General features: G+C 43.6%; 16 protein-coding genes and 1 riboswitch. Of the genes, 14 read left to right on the plus strand and 2 right to left on the minus strand.

Going from position 1 to position 13,681, the window contains the following annotated elements; all coding sequences use genetic code 11:
- The first annotated feature begins 1 nt into the window (after position 1).
- The 12 genes from phnH to C9J47_RS02720 all read left to right on the plus strand — a co-directional run bounded on the left by phnH (position 2) and on the right by C9J47_RS02720 (position 10,238).
- Positions 2-646, plus strand: a complete 645-nt coding sequence (gene phnH / locus C9J47_RS02665; protein ID WP_107252123.1) for a phosphonate C-P lyase system protein PhnH — start codon at positions 2-4, stop codon at positions 644-646.
- On the plus strand, positions 637-1,791 hold the full coding sequence (locus C9J47_RS02670; RefSeq protein WP_107252124.1) for a carbon-phosphorus lyase complex subunit: 1,155 nt from the start codon (positions 637-639) through the stop codon (positions 1,789-1,791). Before phnH ends, C9J47_RS02670 begins: the two co-directional genes overlap by 10 nt.
- Complete coding sequence (locus tag C9J47_RS02675; RefSeq protein WP_006230551.1) at positions 1,792-2,694, plus strand: alpha-D-ribose 1-methylphosphonate 5-phosphate C-P-lyase PhnJ; 903 nt, start codon at positions 1,792-1,794, stop codon at positions 2,692-2,694.
- Positions 2,691-3,524 carry a phosphonate C-P lyase system protein PhnK gene (phnK, locus tag C9J47_RS02680; protein WP_107252125.1) on the plus strand — a complete coding sequence of 278 codons (834 nt, stop codon included), beginning with the start codon at positions 2,691-2,693 and terminating at the stop codon, positions 3,522-3,524. Before C9J47_RS02675 ends, phnK begins: the two co-directional genes overlap by 4 nt.
- A 12-nt stretch (positions 3,525-3,536) precedes the next feature.
- Entirely contained in the window at positions 3,537-4,256 is a 720-nt protein-coding gene (gene phnL, locus C9J47_RS02685; RefSeq protein ID WP_107252126.1) for a phosphonate C-P lyase system protein PhnL, read from the plus strand.
- 95 nt (positions 4,257-4,351) lie between these two features.
- Complete coding sequence (phnM, locus tag C9J47_RS02690) at positions 4,352-5,488, plus strand: alpha-D-ribose 1-methylphosphonate 5-triphosphate diphosphatase (RefSeq protein WP_107252127.1); 1,137 nt, start codon at positions 4,352-4,354, stop codon at positions 5,486-5,488.
- 19 nt (positions 5,489-5,507) lie between these two features.
- Complete coding sequence (gene phnN / locus C9J47_RS02695) at positions 5,508-6,113, plus strand: ribose 1,5-bisphosphokinase (RefSeq protein ID WP_107252128.1); 606 nt, start codon at positions 5,508-5,510, stop codon at positions 6,111-6,113.
- The gene (gene phnP, locus C9J47_RS02700; RefSeq protein ID WP_107252129.1) at positions 6,110-6,877 is read left to right on the plus strand and encodes a phosphonate metabolism protein PhnP; all 768 of its coding nucleotides are present in this window, start codon (positions 6,110-6,112) and stop codon (positions 6,875-6,877) included. Before phnN ends, phnP begins: the two co-directional genes overlap by 4 nt.
- Before the next feature lie 347 nt (positions 6,878-7,224).
- A riboswitch (cyclic di-GMP riboswitch) is annotated at positions 7,225-7,309 on the plus strand.
- A gap of 74 nt (positions 7,310-7,383) precedes the next feature.
- Positions 7,384-8,847, plus strand: coding sequence for an N-acetylglucosamine-binding protein GbpA (gene gbpA, locus C9J47_RS02705; protein WP_170107447.1), 1,464 nt, complete (start codon positions 7,384-7,386; stop codon positions 8,845-8,847).
- Between the two features lie 90 nt (positions 8,848-8,937).
- The gene (locus C9J47_RS02710) at positions 8,938-9,474 is read left to right on the plus strand and encodes a cytochrome b (RefSeq protein ID WP_107252131.1); all 537 of its coding nucleotides are present in this window, start codon (positions 8,938-8,940) and stop codon (positions 9,472-9,474) included.
- Positions 9,475-9,641: 167 nt separating this feature from the next.
- The gene (locus C9J47_RS02715; protein WP_107252132.1) at positions 9,642-9,971 is read left to right on the plus strand and encodes a DMT family transporter; all 330 of its coding nucleotides are present in this window, start codon (positions 9,642-9,644) and stop codon (positions 9,969-9,971) included.
- A gap of 21 nt (positions 9,972-9,992) precedes the next feature.
- Positions 9,993-10,238 (plus strand): hypothetical protein, encoded by a 246-nt coding sequence (locus C9J47_RS02720; protein WP_006230542.1) that lies wholly within the window; start codon positions 9,993-9,995, stop codon positions 10,236-10,238.
- Between the two features lie 12 nt (positions 10,239-10,250).
- On the opposite strand, the gene C9J47_RS02725 is transcribed toward C9J47_RS02720, so the two are convergent.
- On the minus strand, positions 10,251-10,619 hold the full coding sequence (locus C9J47_RS02725) for a hypothetical protein (protein WP_107252133.1): 369 nt from the start codon (positions 10,617-10,619) through the stop codon (positions 10,251-10,253).
- Between the two features lie 226 nt (positions 10,620-10,845).
- Here C9J47_RS02725 and C9J47_RS02730 point away from each other — a divergent pair, with 226 nt between their 5' ends.
- Entirely contained in the window at positions 10,846-11,511 is a 666-nt protein-coding gene (locus C9J47_RS02730; protein ID WP_107252134.1) for an alpha/beta hydrolase, read from the plus strand.
- A 91-nt stretch (positions 11,512-11,602) separates the two neighbouring features.
- Here C9J47_RS02730 and C9J47_RS02735 read toward each other — a convergent pair whose 3' ends face one another.
- On the minus strand, positions 11,603-12,973 hold the full coding sequence (locus C9J47_RS02735) for an L-serine ammonia-lyase (protein WP_107252135.1): 1,371 nt from the start codon (positions 12,971-12,973) through the stop codon (positions 11,603-11,605).
- Positions 12,974-13,401: 428 nt separating this feature from the next.
- On the opposite strand from C9J47_RS02735, the gene C9J47_RS02740 reads away from it, so the two are divergent.
- Positions 13,402-13,611, plus strand: coding sequence for a hypothetical protein (locus C9J47_RS02740; RefSeq protein ID WP_107252136.1), 210 nt, complete (start codon positions 13,402-13,404; stop codon positions 13,609-13,611).
- Positions 13,612-13,681: the final 70 nt, after the last annotated feature.

The raw sequence follows: 13,681 nt of genomic DNA on the forward strand, positions 1-13,681 counted from the left end.
CATGAGTATGATTTCACCAGCATTTAGTGATGCGGTGCACGATAGTCAAATTTGTTTTCGTCGTTTATTAAAAGCCATGTCAGAGCCTGGCGAATGCGTAGAGCTTGATCGAAGCCATGATTACAATAAGGACCCCGAAAATGGCAATGGTTTTGGCATCATGATGAGTGCCTGCAGCCAAACCTTATTGACGCTAGCAGATAACAGCACACCGTTGTGGCTATCACCGAGTTTTATTCAAGACAAAGCAGTAATAGATAATCTGACGTTTCATATTGGCGCTCCGATTACGCAGACTGCAGACAGTGCAGCGTTTGCAGCAGTGTCGTACCAAGATAGCGCAACAACGCCGTGGCTAACCTTGCCGCTGTGTATCGGTAATGAAGAATACCCTGATCGCAGCACGACCGTGATTGTCGAAACCGACAGTTTGTCCTGTGGGGTTACGTTGACATTGACTGGTCCGGGTATTGAGCAAGCTAGAGATATTCATTTAGGTCAGCTTCCTGATGACTTGTTGAACTTGTTATTACAACGCCAACACTTGCCGAGTTTTCCATTGGGATTGGATTTTATTTTTGTGAGCGGTCAACACGTTATTGCCATCCCTCGTTCAACGTTGCTGGAGATCAGCCCATGTATGTAGCAGTGAAAGGTGGTGAGAAAGCGATCAGTGCCGCTCACCAATTACAAGCCGATAAACGCCGTGGTGATAAAGCATTACCTGCATTGTCTGTGGCACAAATCAGTCAACAGTTAGCAGGATCTGTCGATCGCGTAATGACTGAAGGAGGGATCTACGATAAAGAATTGGCCGCTCTTGCGATTAAACAAGCCGCTGGCGATTTGGTTGAAGCGATCTTTTTACTTCGAGCTTACCGAACAACCTTGCCACGCTTGGCAACAACGCAACCGGTGAATACCTCGGCAATGCGTATTGAACGTCGTATTTCCGCGACCTATAAAGATTTACCTGGTGGTCAGGTATTAGGTCCAACGTACGATTACACCCACCGATTGCTGGACTTTTCGTTACTTGCAGAAGGCAATGAGGCTACTGCGAGTCGTTCTGAAACAGCAACGCAGGCTGTTCATGCTCGTATTACAGAGCAGGTTGCGAGCGGTGCAGCGTTAGTAAAGGAAGCTGAACCAGAAGTATGCCCACAAGTGCTGGGGATCTTAGAAAAACTCGACATGATGCTGGTGGAAGAAGATAACCTGCAAGTACCTGAAGATATTACGCTCGAACCTGTTAATTATCCGTGTGATCGATCTGCTCGTTTGCAGCAATTAGTGCGTGGTGATGAAGGTTTCTTGTTGGCGTTGGGATATTCCACTCAACGTGGTTATGGACGTAACCACCCCTTTGCTGGCGAGATTCGCTCAGGGCAGGTTACGCTGTCACTTCTTCCTGAAGAACTAGGCTTTGAAATAGAGATTGGTGACATTGAACTGACGGAATGCCAGATGATTAATGGCTTTGTCGGTGATAAAGCGGTGAAACCTAAATTAACCCGAGGTTACGGTCTTACGTTTGGTTTCAATGAGCGCAAGTCTATGTCGATGGCACTGTTAGATCGTGCTTTACAAGCACCAGAATTTAACGAAGCGGTTGATAGCCCAGCACAAGATGAAGAGTTCGTATTAGCACATGCCGATAACGTCGAAGCGGCTGGCTTTGTTTCTCACTTGAAGCTACCACATTACGTCGATTTCCAAGCTGAATTAGAGTTACTGCGCAAGATGCACAAAGAGCATGACGACATGACTCAAGACAGTGAGGGCAAATAAATGAGCCAAGTAATTAATGCATCATCAACATGTCAAAGTGATGATTCAAATACCGATTCCTGCACTGATTACAATACAGGTTACAACTACGGTTATTTGGATGAGCAAACCAAGCGGATGATTCGCCGTTCATTATTAAAAGCGGTCGCGATTCCAGGATACCAAGTACCGTTCGGTGGCCGTGAAATGCCAATGCCGTACGGTTGGGGAACGGGTGGGGTCCAACTAACCGCTGCCATTCTGGGTCAAGCAGATACCCTAAAAGTGATCGACCAAGGCGCGGATGACACGACTAATGCTGTCTCGATCCGCGAGTTTTTCAAAACGGTAGCGGATGCCCGTACTACTGAACGCACGGTAGATGCGACAGTGATTCAAACCCGTCACCGTATTCCAGAGGTATTACTGAAAAAAGATCAGATCCTCGTCTATCAAGTACCGATCCCAGAGCCATTGCGCTTTATCGAGCCACGTGAAACAGAAACTCGGAAAATGCACGCCCTACAAGAGTACGGCATTATGCATGTGAAATTGTATGAAGACATTGCGCGCTTTGGTCATATCGCAACTGCATATGCTTACCCCGTACGTGTGAATGATCGTTACATTATGGATCCTTCTCCTATTCCAAAATTTGATAACCCTAAAATGGACAACATGCCTGCGCTGCAATTGTTTGGTGCTGGGCGTGAGAAACGTATTTATGCCATTCCGCCGTTCACCAAGGTACGTAGTTTAGATTTTGAGGATCACCCTTTTGAAATCCAGCAGTGGGATGAACCCTGTAGCATTTGTGGGGCGACCAATACCTTCCTAGATGAAGTGGTCACCGATGATGAAGGTAATCGCATGTTCGTGTGTTCAGACACGGACTACTGTGGCTCGCAAGGGGAAAGCGCATGAATACGTCAACGCAACAAGCACTAATTGCCACGACTTCAGATGATGAACAGCCACTATTGTCGGTGAAAAACCTCACTAAATTGTATGCGCCGGGTAAAGGTTTTTCGCAAGTGTCATTTGATTTATACCCAGGTGAAGTATTGGGCATTGTTGGGGAATCGGGATCAGGTAAGAGTACCTTACTACAGGCTATTTCAGGGCGCTTACAGCCTGATGGCGGTGAAGTGTTGTACCTACGAGGGGATACCGACACCCAATGCCAACAGGTTGAAGAATTGTATGCGATGGCGGAAAGTCAGCGCCGTCATTTACTACGCACAGAATGGGGGGTGGTACACCAACACCCAATGGACGGCTTGCGTGGTCGCGTTTCTGCTGGGGGCAATATTGGTGAGCGTTTAATGGCGGTTGGCCAACGTAATTACAGTGAAATCCGCGAGCAATCTGCAACATGGCTAGCCGATGTTGAAATTCCGGTCGAGCGGATTGATGACATGCCGACGACATTTTCTGGCGGTATGCAGCAGCGATTGCAGATCGCCCGTAATTTAGTCACGCACCCGAAGCTAATCTTTATGGATGAACCGACGGGGGGCTTGGATGTTTCAGTGCAGGCAAAGCTGCTGGATCGATTACGTCAGTTAGTAACTGAGCTGGATTTGGCAGTGATTATCGTGACTCACGATCTGGCTGTTGCGCGTTTGTTGGCGCACCGTTTAATGGTGATGAAACACAGTGAAGTGGTCGAAACTGGGCTGACCGATCAAGTGTTGGATGATCCACAACATCCGTATACCCAGCTACTTGTATCGTCAGTGTTGCAGAACTAATAAGGATATCTCATGACTTCAATGGTTAACGTTTCAAATGTCAGTAAAACCTTTGTTTTGCATAATCAAAATGGCATGTCACTCCCTGTATTAACTCAGGCCAATTTATCCGTATCGCAAGGTGAATGTGTGGTGTTACATGGTCACTCCGGCTCGGGTAAATCGACCTTGTTACGCGCCTTATACAGTAACTATCTGGTTGATCAAGGCAGTATCGAAATATTGCACCATGGTCATTGGGTCGATTTAGCACAAGCTACACCGCGTGAGGTGTTGAATGTGCGCCGTGACACCATTGGTTGGGTGAGTCAGTTCCTACGTGTGATCCCCCGCATTAGTGCATTAGAAGTGGTGATGCAGCCAATGATTGAACGAGGCGGATGCCGCAAGGCTGCGGAAGTGAAAGCAACTTCATTGCTGGCGCGTTTGAATGTACCAGAACACCTTTGGCACCTTGCACCTGCAACATTTTCGGGTGGTGAGCAGCAACGTGTCAATATTGCCCGAGGCTTTATTGTGGATTATCCCGTGTTATTGCTTGATGAACCCACAGCGTCGTTAGACACCGAAAACAGTGCGGTAGTGGTCAGTTTGATCAATGAAGCCAAACAACGTGGTGCTGCAATCGTTGGTATTTTTCATGATGAAGATGTACGGGAGCAAGTGGCAGATCGTTTATATGCCATGCAACCAGTGAATACGGCAACGGAACTGCAATCTCAGTGCGCTTAATTTAATTGTCTAGAACTGAAGCTTAATCTTGAAGCTTAATAAAGACAGGCAAAGCGTTATCAATAAGCCAACGGTGTGAAATAAAGGATGACAGAATGATCATTACCAACGTGAACTTGGTACTTGAAGACCAAACAGTAAAAGGCTCGATTGAAATTGAAGGCGGTATTATCCGCACCCTATCAGATACTGTTAGCCAGTTACCCCAAGCGATAGACGGGGAAGATGGTTGGTTAATGCCAGGGTTGATTGAGCTACATACCGATAATTTAGAAAAGTATTTTACACCACGACCAAAGGTAGATTGGCCACCGTTTTCTGCGATGAGAGCACACGACGCGCAATTAGTCTCATCTGGTATTACCACGGTATTGGATGCCGTCGCGTTGGGTGATTACCGTGAAGGCGGTAAACGGCACGATAATCTCGATAAGCTGATAGAGACAGTGATAGAAAGCCAGCGTCGAGGCGTTAATCGTGCAGACCACTTTTTGCATTTACGTTGCGAAGTGCCGCACGAAACGACGGTCGATATGTTTAAGCGTTACGCACATTTACCTGATGTGCATTTAGTCTCTTTGATGGATCATGCGCCGGGTCAGCGTCAATTTGTGAATGTGCAAAAATATCGCGACTATTATCAAGGTAAGTACAAGTTTAACGACCAACAAATGGCAGCGTTTGAAGTTGAACAGCGTGAACGATCACAAGTATGGTCGGCACCTAACCGTGAAGCTATTTGCCAATACTGTCGCGAGCATAATATTCCGATGGCTAGCCATGATGATGCCACCGTTGCACACGTTGAAGAATCGAAAGCGCTAAAAATGGTGATTGCGGAATTCCCAACTACGGTAGCAGCGGCACAAGCGTCACATGCTTTAGGGCTGAAAGTGATGATGGGAGCGCCTAACGTGGTACGAGGTGGGTCTCATTCCGGCAATGTTGCTGCCCATGAACTGGCACAGCTAGGAGTGTTAGATATTCTTTCATCTGATTATTATCCTAGTAGTTTATTAGATGCCATCTTCCGTATTGCACATGATGATCGTAACGGGTATTCCCTCGCAACTGCGACCCAATTAGCGACGATTAACCCGGCACAAGCACTGCAACTTGATGATCGCGGTGTCATTGCGGAAGGAAAACGTGCCGATTTATTGTTGGCTCATCAGCGTCACGACCATACGTATGCAACGCGTGTTTGGCGTGAAGGGAAAGCTGTATTCTAATTAAATGAAGGATCAATCTATGGCTCGAATTTTTTATGTTATTGGTGCCTCAGGTGCAGGAAAAGACAGTGTGATTGATGCGGTGCGTCAGGCTTGGCCTTCCAATATCTTGGTTGCTCATCGTTACATCACCCGCGCAGCATGTGCGGGTGGTGAAAACCATATTGCGCTAACCGAAGCAGAATTTGTTTATCGTCAGCACCATGCTTTATTCGCGATGCATTGGCAAGCTAATGGGTTGCATTATGGGGTGGGGTTAGAAGTCGACTTATGGTTAGCCAACGGCTGTGATGTGATGGTGAATGGATCTCGCGAGTTCTTACCCCAAGCGCTTGCACAGTATGGAAACTTATTAGTACCGGTTGTTGTCGATGTTGCTTTGAGTGTGCTTGAGCAACGGTTACGCATTCGTGGTCGTGAAACAGAAGCTGAAATTCAGCAACGACTTATCCGTGCGCGAGACTTTCAATACTCTGTATTACCAAATGCTCATGCGACTCCGGACGAAAGTTGCGAACTGTGGCGGTTGGATAACAGCGGAACTATTGCAAAAACGTTAGCGCAATTTAACCGTTACTACTGCGCTGAACTTGAACTTGAACCTGAATCGGTAGGGCATCGATGAAACTGACCTTACTGGGAACGGGCAATGCCAGTATGTTGCCCGTTTACGGTTGTACCTGCCAAGCCTGCAATCGTGCCCAGCATACTTCGTCGTATCGACGTAAGAAAACGTCAGCGGTGATCGAACATCAAGGTAAGCAATTATTGTTGGATGCTAACGCAGATGATCTTCTCTCTCGTTTTCCTGCGGGCAGTATCGATAGAATATTACTGACCCATTATCACATTGATCATGTACATAGTTTATTTGATCTACGCTGGGGGGTAGGTACACCGATTCATGTTGATGGGCCTGATGATCCTCAAGGTTGTGATGATCTGTTTAAGCATTCTGGATTGTTGGACTTTCAGCCACCACGAACAGCCTTTAAAGCGTTTAGTTGGCAAGGTATTACCATTACGCCCTTGCCGATGAATCATTCTAAAGTGTGCTTTGGTTATTGCTTTGAATGGCAAGGACGACGTATCGCGTACTTAACCGATACATTGGGATTACGAGAAGATGTAACTGTGTGGTTAGCCGCAAATTCCATTGAAGTGATGCTGATTGATTGTAGTTTTCCGCCATCGTCATTTCGAGAAGGTCGCCCGCCAGTGAATCATAATGACACCGATACGGTGCGTATTATTCAACAGGCATGCCAACCAACAAAAATGGGGCTTATTCATATCGGCCATGATTTGGAATCGTGGGCGATGGACAACCCTAATTACTTTACTGATTGCCGCTTTCTGGCCTTTGATGAACAGGAATTCGAACTATGAGCCAACCTGCGACATAAATACTGGATGCCCCCTTCTGTTGTACCTATCGCTTTCTTGCCCATGCAGAGGCGGTGATGAAATAATGATTACGCTTTCTACGTTTACGATATTGAATAATGCTTATTCATGATGCGCATGCTTTATGTGGGTTGTATTCACCAGGGTAGTGGTAAGTGAACGATATAATGATTTAAACAGTTGTTTAGTTTGCATTAAAGTAAAATATTGCTGCAAAACCAGAGAATGTATTGTGATCTTCTGTGGGATTAAGTGCATATGAGTCTGCTTTTTTAGGCATTTAATGTAGAGTGGTTACGAGTGATGAATATCACATTCAAACCAGATAACCACATTGTTGGCAAACTACCCTAAAGGGTAGGACGCAAAGCTTCCGGTCTGTCGACGTCAGTCTATGATAGCGGGGTTACCGTCTTTTAAAGACGTAAAATTTGCATCAAACATGCCGATTCTATGGTTGTTTTTTCTATAAAACAACGGAATCAGTGATAATGATTATTACAAAAAAAACACTTCTACCTGTTACCTTAGCGCTGTTTAGTTCAGGGGTAATGGCACACGGTTATGTTAGCTCGGTCGAAGGCGGTGTTGCGGAAAGTCGTGCAGCACTTTGTAAATTTCCAGCGAATGGAACAGGTGAAAAAAATACAAATTGTGGTTCAGTACAGTGGGAACCTCAGAGTGTTGAAGGTCCTGATGGTTTCCCTGAAACAGGCCCTCCTGATGGCAAAATTGCGAGTGCAGGCTTGTCTCAATTTTCTCCACTTGATGAGCAAACGGTTGATCGCTGGGTTAAACGCCCAATGCAAGCGGGTATGCAAAATTTTGAGTGGACTTTTACCGCTAACCATACAACTCGTAATTGGCGTTATTACATCACCAAGCAAGATTGGAATCCTAATAAAGCACTAACACGTAGTGCATTTGATCTGACTCCTTTTTGCCAGATTAGTGGTGATATGGCAAAGCCACCAATGCGTGTACATCACAGTTGTAATGTACCTGAGCGCAAAGATTATCAGGTGATTTTAGCGGTATGGGAAGTTGGTGATACAGCAGCAAGCTTTTACAATGTTATTGATGTTATGTTCGATGGCGATTTACCTACTGTGCCTGATTGGGCTGTTGGTGGACAGATTTATCCAAGCATGGATCTTAAATCGGGTGACAGTGTTTATACCCGAGTATTTGATGCGTCTGGAGAGAATAATGCGCTTTCGACTGAGTTAACGATTGAAACTGAGCAACAAGGACAAGCGAATAATTGGTCATACAGCTTGGCTCAGCAAATCAATGATGTTTACGATGATATCCGCGCAGGAAAGGCTGATGGCGAAGGCAATTTTGCACCAATCTATGGAGCAAACCCTATTTACCTAAAAGAAGGTAGTGGGCTAAAACGTGTCGAGATTGGTTACAACATTATCACGCCAGAACCAGATTATGGTCTTGATATCAATGGATTAGAGAATGAATACCTGATTGGTGATGAGCCTGTTAGTCTTGAGCTAAACCTTACTGCTCAAGGCGATCAGTTTGTTGAACTAACCGTTTATAATCACAATAAAGAAGCACTGGCGAATAAGCAGGTTACGTTGAATGATGGTGACTCTAAAGCTGTGTCAATGGAGCTGTCGAAATCTGAACTTGGCCATCACATGCTGGTAACTCGAATCAAAGATAGCAGTGAAGGTAACTTGATTGATCAGATTACTAACGATTTCCATTTAACCGAGGGTGGCGATCCTCCTGAAGGGGATTACGACTACATCTTCCCTGAAGGGTTAAAAAGCTATACTGCGGGGAGTAAAGTATTAGCAACAGATGGACGTATCTACGAATGTAAGCCTTTCCCATATTCAGGATACTGTATTCAGTGGTCGCCTAGTGCGACTCAGTTTGAACCTGGTGTAGGTTCAGATTGGAGTACAGCTTGGATTAAGCTGAATTAAACCCTTTCACCAGCCTCGTCATGGGGCTGGTTTCCTTGCTTGTCTACGTCCTAATTATGTTAAACGTCTAAACTCAAGGCTAATAGTATTATGAGAACCCATTATGATATTTTGACCCGAGTACTTCACTGGATTATGGCTACAGTCATTATATATGCAATGTGTGCTGGCTATATCATGCACCTCGTCATCGATTCCTCCCCTCATATCTTTAACTTTTTGTCGGTGTTGAATATGTCACTGGCAACAGTGGGATCAGCTCTTTTTATTATTCGTTTTATTTGGAGCTTCTTACGTCCGACAATTAGCGGTATTCAACCTAGCGGTTCACTGCAGACTAAAATTGCTCATGTAGCTCATTCTTTACTGTATATACTGATGTTTATTGTGTTTGTAAGCGGCTTTCTGATGCTAAAGACTGGGTATGATCTGTTCTGGTTAATACCTATCGATAATTTGATTAGCGATCCAGAGGTTAATGCCTTTTTCTTTATAATGCATAGAGTTAGCTGTGCAATGTTGGCACTATTAGTCGCTGTTCATGCATCAGCTGCTTTACATCATCATTATAAAAAAAAGAACAATGTACTTCATAGTATGGTCGGACCCGCACTAAAGGCGAGATAGCGGGGTGTGAGGCTTGCATCATGAGGTGAATACGATGGTGTAAGTTTCTTATATTAAATTATTACCACCAGGTAAAAGTAATTTGTAATTTACTGTAATTATCATTTGTGAGGAAATAAATATACTGTGCTCTCTTCTTCAACATCAGCAAGACAACGAGGCAAAGCATGGGTTGGGTATTTTTATTATTGGGCGTACTTGCAGAAGCGACATCGCATGTAGCATTAAAAGCAACAAACGGTTTTACTAACCCGTTACCTAGCGCCATTGTAATTCTTGGTCACCTGACCGCATTTTTATTTTTAGGCCAAGCAATGAAGAATTTACCTGTTGGTGTTGTTCATGCGTCTTGGGCTGGGCTCGCAATAGTGTTAGTCACGCTGATGTCGAATATTATTTATAAACAGCATCTAGATGCCAAAGTATGGCTGGGGATGGTCGTGATTGGCATTGGTATTGCCATTATTAACCTCTCTTCAGTTCCTCATACGCATTAAGTTGTTATCTTAGGGGGAATAATGAATCAACAACGGGCAGAAAATCTCTACTTTTATCTCAGGCAGCAGCACGCACCGCAAAAAGACATTAATGCGGTGCTTAAATTGCTAAAGCAAAACTACAGTATTGATTTGGCGCAATTAGAAAAACGCTACCGTAAAACGTTGGGCTATTCACCCAACCGGTTTGATATTAATACTTATGGTACTGCCGGTTCACGTACGATGAATCAAACACGGCAGATGCAAAAAAATGAAATGCACTAAAGACAATGCGGCTTAGCTACCTTTAGCGATATTTATTAACGTTTCAATAAAGGTTTTTACGGCTTTAGTGTGTTCGAATTCGAATGCAAGGCCATAGTGAACTTCAGTTCGACCTGTGTTAATTCGTGTTGGAAAACGTGTCATGTCTGCATTGTGATAATACGAATATTTAGCAGATACCCCATCTAAACCTGATAATTCATTAGCGAAAACTTCAAATGCAGGACGAATAATAAGTTGTGGGTTGTGATTATCGGTACAAAGATAAAATGGCTCTTTTAAACTAGGTAACATGTATTCTGTTATCTTTTTAACCTTGAAGTTTGTGCGGCACTCCAACGTTTTTAACGCCTCTTCCATGTCGCTATGTGCGATAGCCATATTGTGTTCCTCGTGCTGAAATAGCGTTTAAATTACGTATTTGGTATAAGGCTCTAGATTGCACGAATATTGGCTTGGAAACTATAGTGTTACCTTGAATAAATCCTTTAATTTCTCTTAAGCTCTTAACTTAACCAAGATGCAGGAGTAATCGAATCCAATTCTGGTCATGTTTCAACATTTCAGTGTATGGTTAGGTATCTTCAAATAAAATGAAAATGGACGAATGACAATTCTTAATTGCGTGGAAGTAGAACCACAAGTAACAGCGACCGCTGCTGTTATCTGGCTTCATGGCTTAGGATCAAATGGTCATGATTTTGAATCAATTTTACCTGAATTAAAACTTCCACAAGATGCACCTGTGCGGTTTATTTTCCCGCACTCGCCGTCTATTGCCGTTACGATCAACGGTGGCATGGTGATGCCTGCTTGGTATGATATTTTAGAAATGGGCGCTGGGCGCAAGCTAAACGTTCAACAGTTGTTAGATTCGGCTAATCAAGTGGTCGAGTTAATTGAGCGCGAACGTGCTCGTGGTATTGCCAGCGATCGTATTATTATTGCAGGTTTCTCTCAAGGTGGTGCAGTTGCTTATCAAGCAGCATTGAGTTATCCAGATAAGTTGGCAGGCTTATTAGCATTATCAACGTATTTCCCAACCTCAGACTCCATCGAATTTAGTGATGCTAATCGTGAGTTACCGATTGAAGTTATGCACGGTAGCCATGATCCTGTGGTGCTACCATCAATGGGCAAAGAGGCTTTAGCTGCATTGAATTCGGCGAATTTTAATCCCAGCTGGCGCACTTATCCAATGGAGCACAATGTATGCCTAGAGCAGATACAAGATATAGCGGCATGGTTTAAGCACACGTTGAATTTAGGCTGAGGTATTTTTAAGGCATGAAGGTAATACATGAAGGTTGATTAGAAAAAGAAGGAGCATAACGCTCCTTCTTTTTGTTTACGCTTACTTTTGTTTATTCACAAGGCGGAGCAAGGTGGATAACAGCTAGCCCACCCAGTGAAGTTTCACGGTATTTTCTGTTCATGTCTTTACCAGTTTGATACATAGTATCGATCACTTTATCTAGAGAAATACGTGATTTACTGTTTCGTTTTAGTGCCATACGTGAAGCATTAATAGCCTTCATCGCGCCCATTGCATTACGTTCGATACAGGGGATTTGTACAAGTCCACCAATGGGATCGCACGTCATACCTAAAGAGTGTTCCATGGCAATTTCAGCGGCCATGCAAATTTGTTCATTACTTCCCCCCCGTATTGCCGTTAGACCCGCTGCGGCCATTGACGACGACACGCCAATTTCACCTTGGCAGCCCACTTCAGCACCTGAAATGGAGGCATTCATTTTATATAACATGCCAATAGCCGCTGATACGGCTAAGAAATCTTTTATTTGTTCGGTCTCTAAGGGGTTAATGAATTTGTTGTAGTACATCAATACGGCAGGAATAACACCTGCAGCGCCGTTTGTTGGCGAAGTAACAACTTGCCCGCCTGCGGCATTTTCTTCACTTACTGAAAAGGCGAATAAGTTCACCCAATCTAATATAGTCATAGGATCATTATCAATATGCTGATTAGATTCTAATTGCTTTAAAAGGGCGGGCGCCCGGCGAGTAACATGCAATCCGCCCTCTAGAATACCTTCTTTGTGGAAGCCTCTTTCCATACAGTCGGACATAATGTGCCAAATTTTCTTGGCTCTTTCATCAAATTCGTCTTGGCTTCTAAAGGTTATTTCGTTGTCTTGAACCAAGCGACCAATACTTAATCCGTCACGTTCAGCCATAAGTAGAATATCGTCAGCAGATTTGAAAGGGTAGGCAACGGTAGTTTCGACAGCCGCCCCTTTATTTTGCATTTCTGCAGCGGTGGCTATGAACCCACCACCTATTGAGTAATAGGTTTCGCTATCTAACTCATTTCCTTCTTTATCGACTGCAGTAATCATCATGCCATTTTCGTGTAAAGGAAGGTTGGTGGTATGAAATACAATATCTTCCTCAACAGTAAATGGGACTGTTTTCTGGCTTGCTAAAGGTAACGTATTATTTTTATGCGCGTTAAGCATTGTTAGGTTGGCAACTTCAATATCGATAGTATCGGGTTTATTACCCATTAGACCAAGAAACACGGCGCGATCGGTATGGTGCCCTTTTCCTGTTAACGATAAAGAACCGTATAAATCAACCCGTACTGTATGAACGTTTTCTAGCTTAGGCAGAATTTTTTGGCAGAACTCAAATCCCGCGATCATAGGACCATTAGTGTGGGAGCTGGATGGACCAACACCAATTTTATAAATATCAAAAACAGACAACATAATGGTTTTTCCCTATTTTTTATGTCGATATAGAGCTGGTACACAGCTATATTCATGTACCAATAATACTAAGTATGTGCGTAATATTTTTATTATGCTTATTATCATAACGAAGCAAACAGAGAGGGGTAAGGACAGAGTTATGTTAATGTGATGTTGCGGTATGTTATTTTTAGTATTCCCTAGCAAACATTAGATTATCACGTTGATGTGTGAGTATTTTAGATAATTATTGGGGTTTCCTGTCACTCTAAGGTGCAACAGTAATGTGCATTATATTGCGTACCATTTCTATTTTCTGCTTATGAGAAATCCCGTGTCTTATGGTTTATTTTGAGACAATTCTCATTTTTGAGTTAAGGTTTTCTGTAAACTGCCGCTAAGTTTAAGTATTAAAGTTAACCGCACAAGGTATGAAAGGCATTTAAATGGACAGATATTACGCCCGATTTTCATCTAACCACCCTTGGATGCACCTGTCATTTTTAGCGATAGTCGCGGCTATTTTTTGCATCAGTTGTTATCAGTTATTGGTTAATGAAGAATTAATATTTGCCGTCGGTTTAGCTATACCTGTCGTGACAATTCCGTTTTTTGCAATGGCTGCAAATTATAAACGAAAATATATGCACGATTGAATGGAAGGTTTACCACTATAACTATGCGGTCTTTTGATACGATTAGGTGTTTACTTTAGCTTATTAGATG

Source organism: Photobacterium indicum, assembly GCF_003026215.1.
Classification (GTDB): Bacteria; Pseudomonadota; Gammaproteobacteria; order Enterobacterales; family Vibrionaceae; genus Photobacterium; species Photobacterium indicum.

Excerpts from the sequence above, each read along its gene's own strand:
- phnH (WP_107252123.1), top strand. The coding sequence starts at position 2 with ATGAGTATGATTTCACCAGCATTTAGTGATGCGGTGCACGATAGTCAA.
- C9J47_RS02670 (WP_107252124.1), top strand. The coding sequence starts at position 637 with ATGTATGTAGCAGTGAAAGGTGGTGAGAAAGCGATCAGTGCCGCTCAC.
- C9J47_RS02675 (WP_006230551.1), top strand. The coding sequence starts at position 1,792 with ATGAGCCAAGTAATTAATGCATCATCAACATGTCAAAGTGATGATTCA.
- phnK (WP_107252125.1), top strand. The coding sequence starts at position 2,691 with ATGAATACGTCAACGCAACAAGCACTAATTGCCACGACTTCAGATGAT.
- phnL (WP_107252126.1), top strand. The coding sequence starts at position 3,537 with ATGACTTCAATGGTTAACGTTTCAAATGTCAGTAAAACCTTTGTTTTG.
- phnM (WP_107252127.1), top strand. The coding sequence starts at position 4,352 with ATGATCATTACCAACGTGAACTTGGTACTTGAAGACCAAACAGTAAAA.
- phnN (WP_107252128.1), top strand. The coding sequence starts at position 5,508 with ATGGCTCGAATTTTTTATGTTATTGGTGCCTCAGGTGCAGGAAAAGAC.
- phnP (WP_107252129.1), top strand. The coding sequence starts at position 6,110 with ATGAAACTGACCTTACTGGGAACGGGCAATGCCAGTATGTTGCCCGTT.
- C9J47_RS02710 (WP_107252131.1), top strand. The coding sequence starts at position 8,938 with ATGAGAACCCATTATGATATTTTGACCCGAGTACTTCACTGGATTATG.
- C9J47_RS02715 (WP_107252132.1), top strand. The coding sequence starts at position 9,642 with ATGGGTTGGGTATTTTTATTATTGGGCGTACTTGCAGAAGCGACATCG.
- C9J47_RS02720 (WP_006230542.1), top strand. The coding sequence starts at position 9,993 with ATGAATCAACAACGGGCAGAAAATCTCTACTTTTATCTCAGGCAGCAG.
- C9J47_RS02725 (WP_107252133.1), bottom strand. The coding sequence starts at position 10,619 with ATGGCTATCGCACATAGCGACATGGAAGAGGCGTTAAAAACGTTGGAG.
- C9J47_RS02730 (WP_107252134.1), top strand. The coding sequence starts at position 10,846 with ATGACAATTCTTAATTGCGTGGAAGTAGAACCACAAGTAACAGCGACC.
- C9J47_RS02735 (WP_107252135.1), bottom strand. The coding sequence starts at position 12,973 with ATGTTGTCTGTTTTTGATATTTATAAAATTGGTGTTGGTCCATCCAGC.
- C9J47_RS02740 (WP_107252136.1), top strand. The coding sequence starts at position 13,402 with ATGGACAGATATTACGCCCGATTTTCATCTAACCACCCTTGGATGCAC.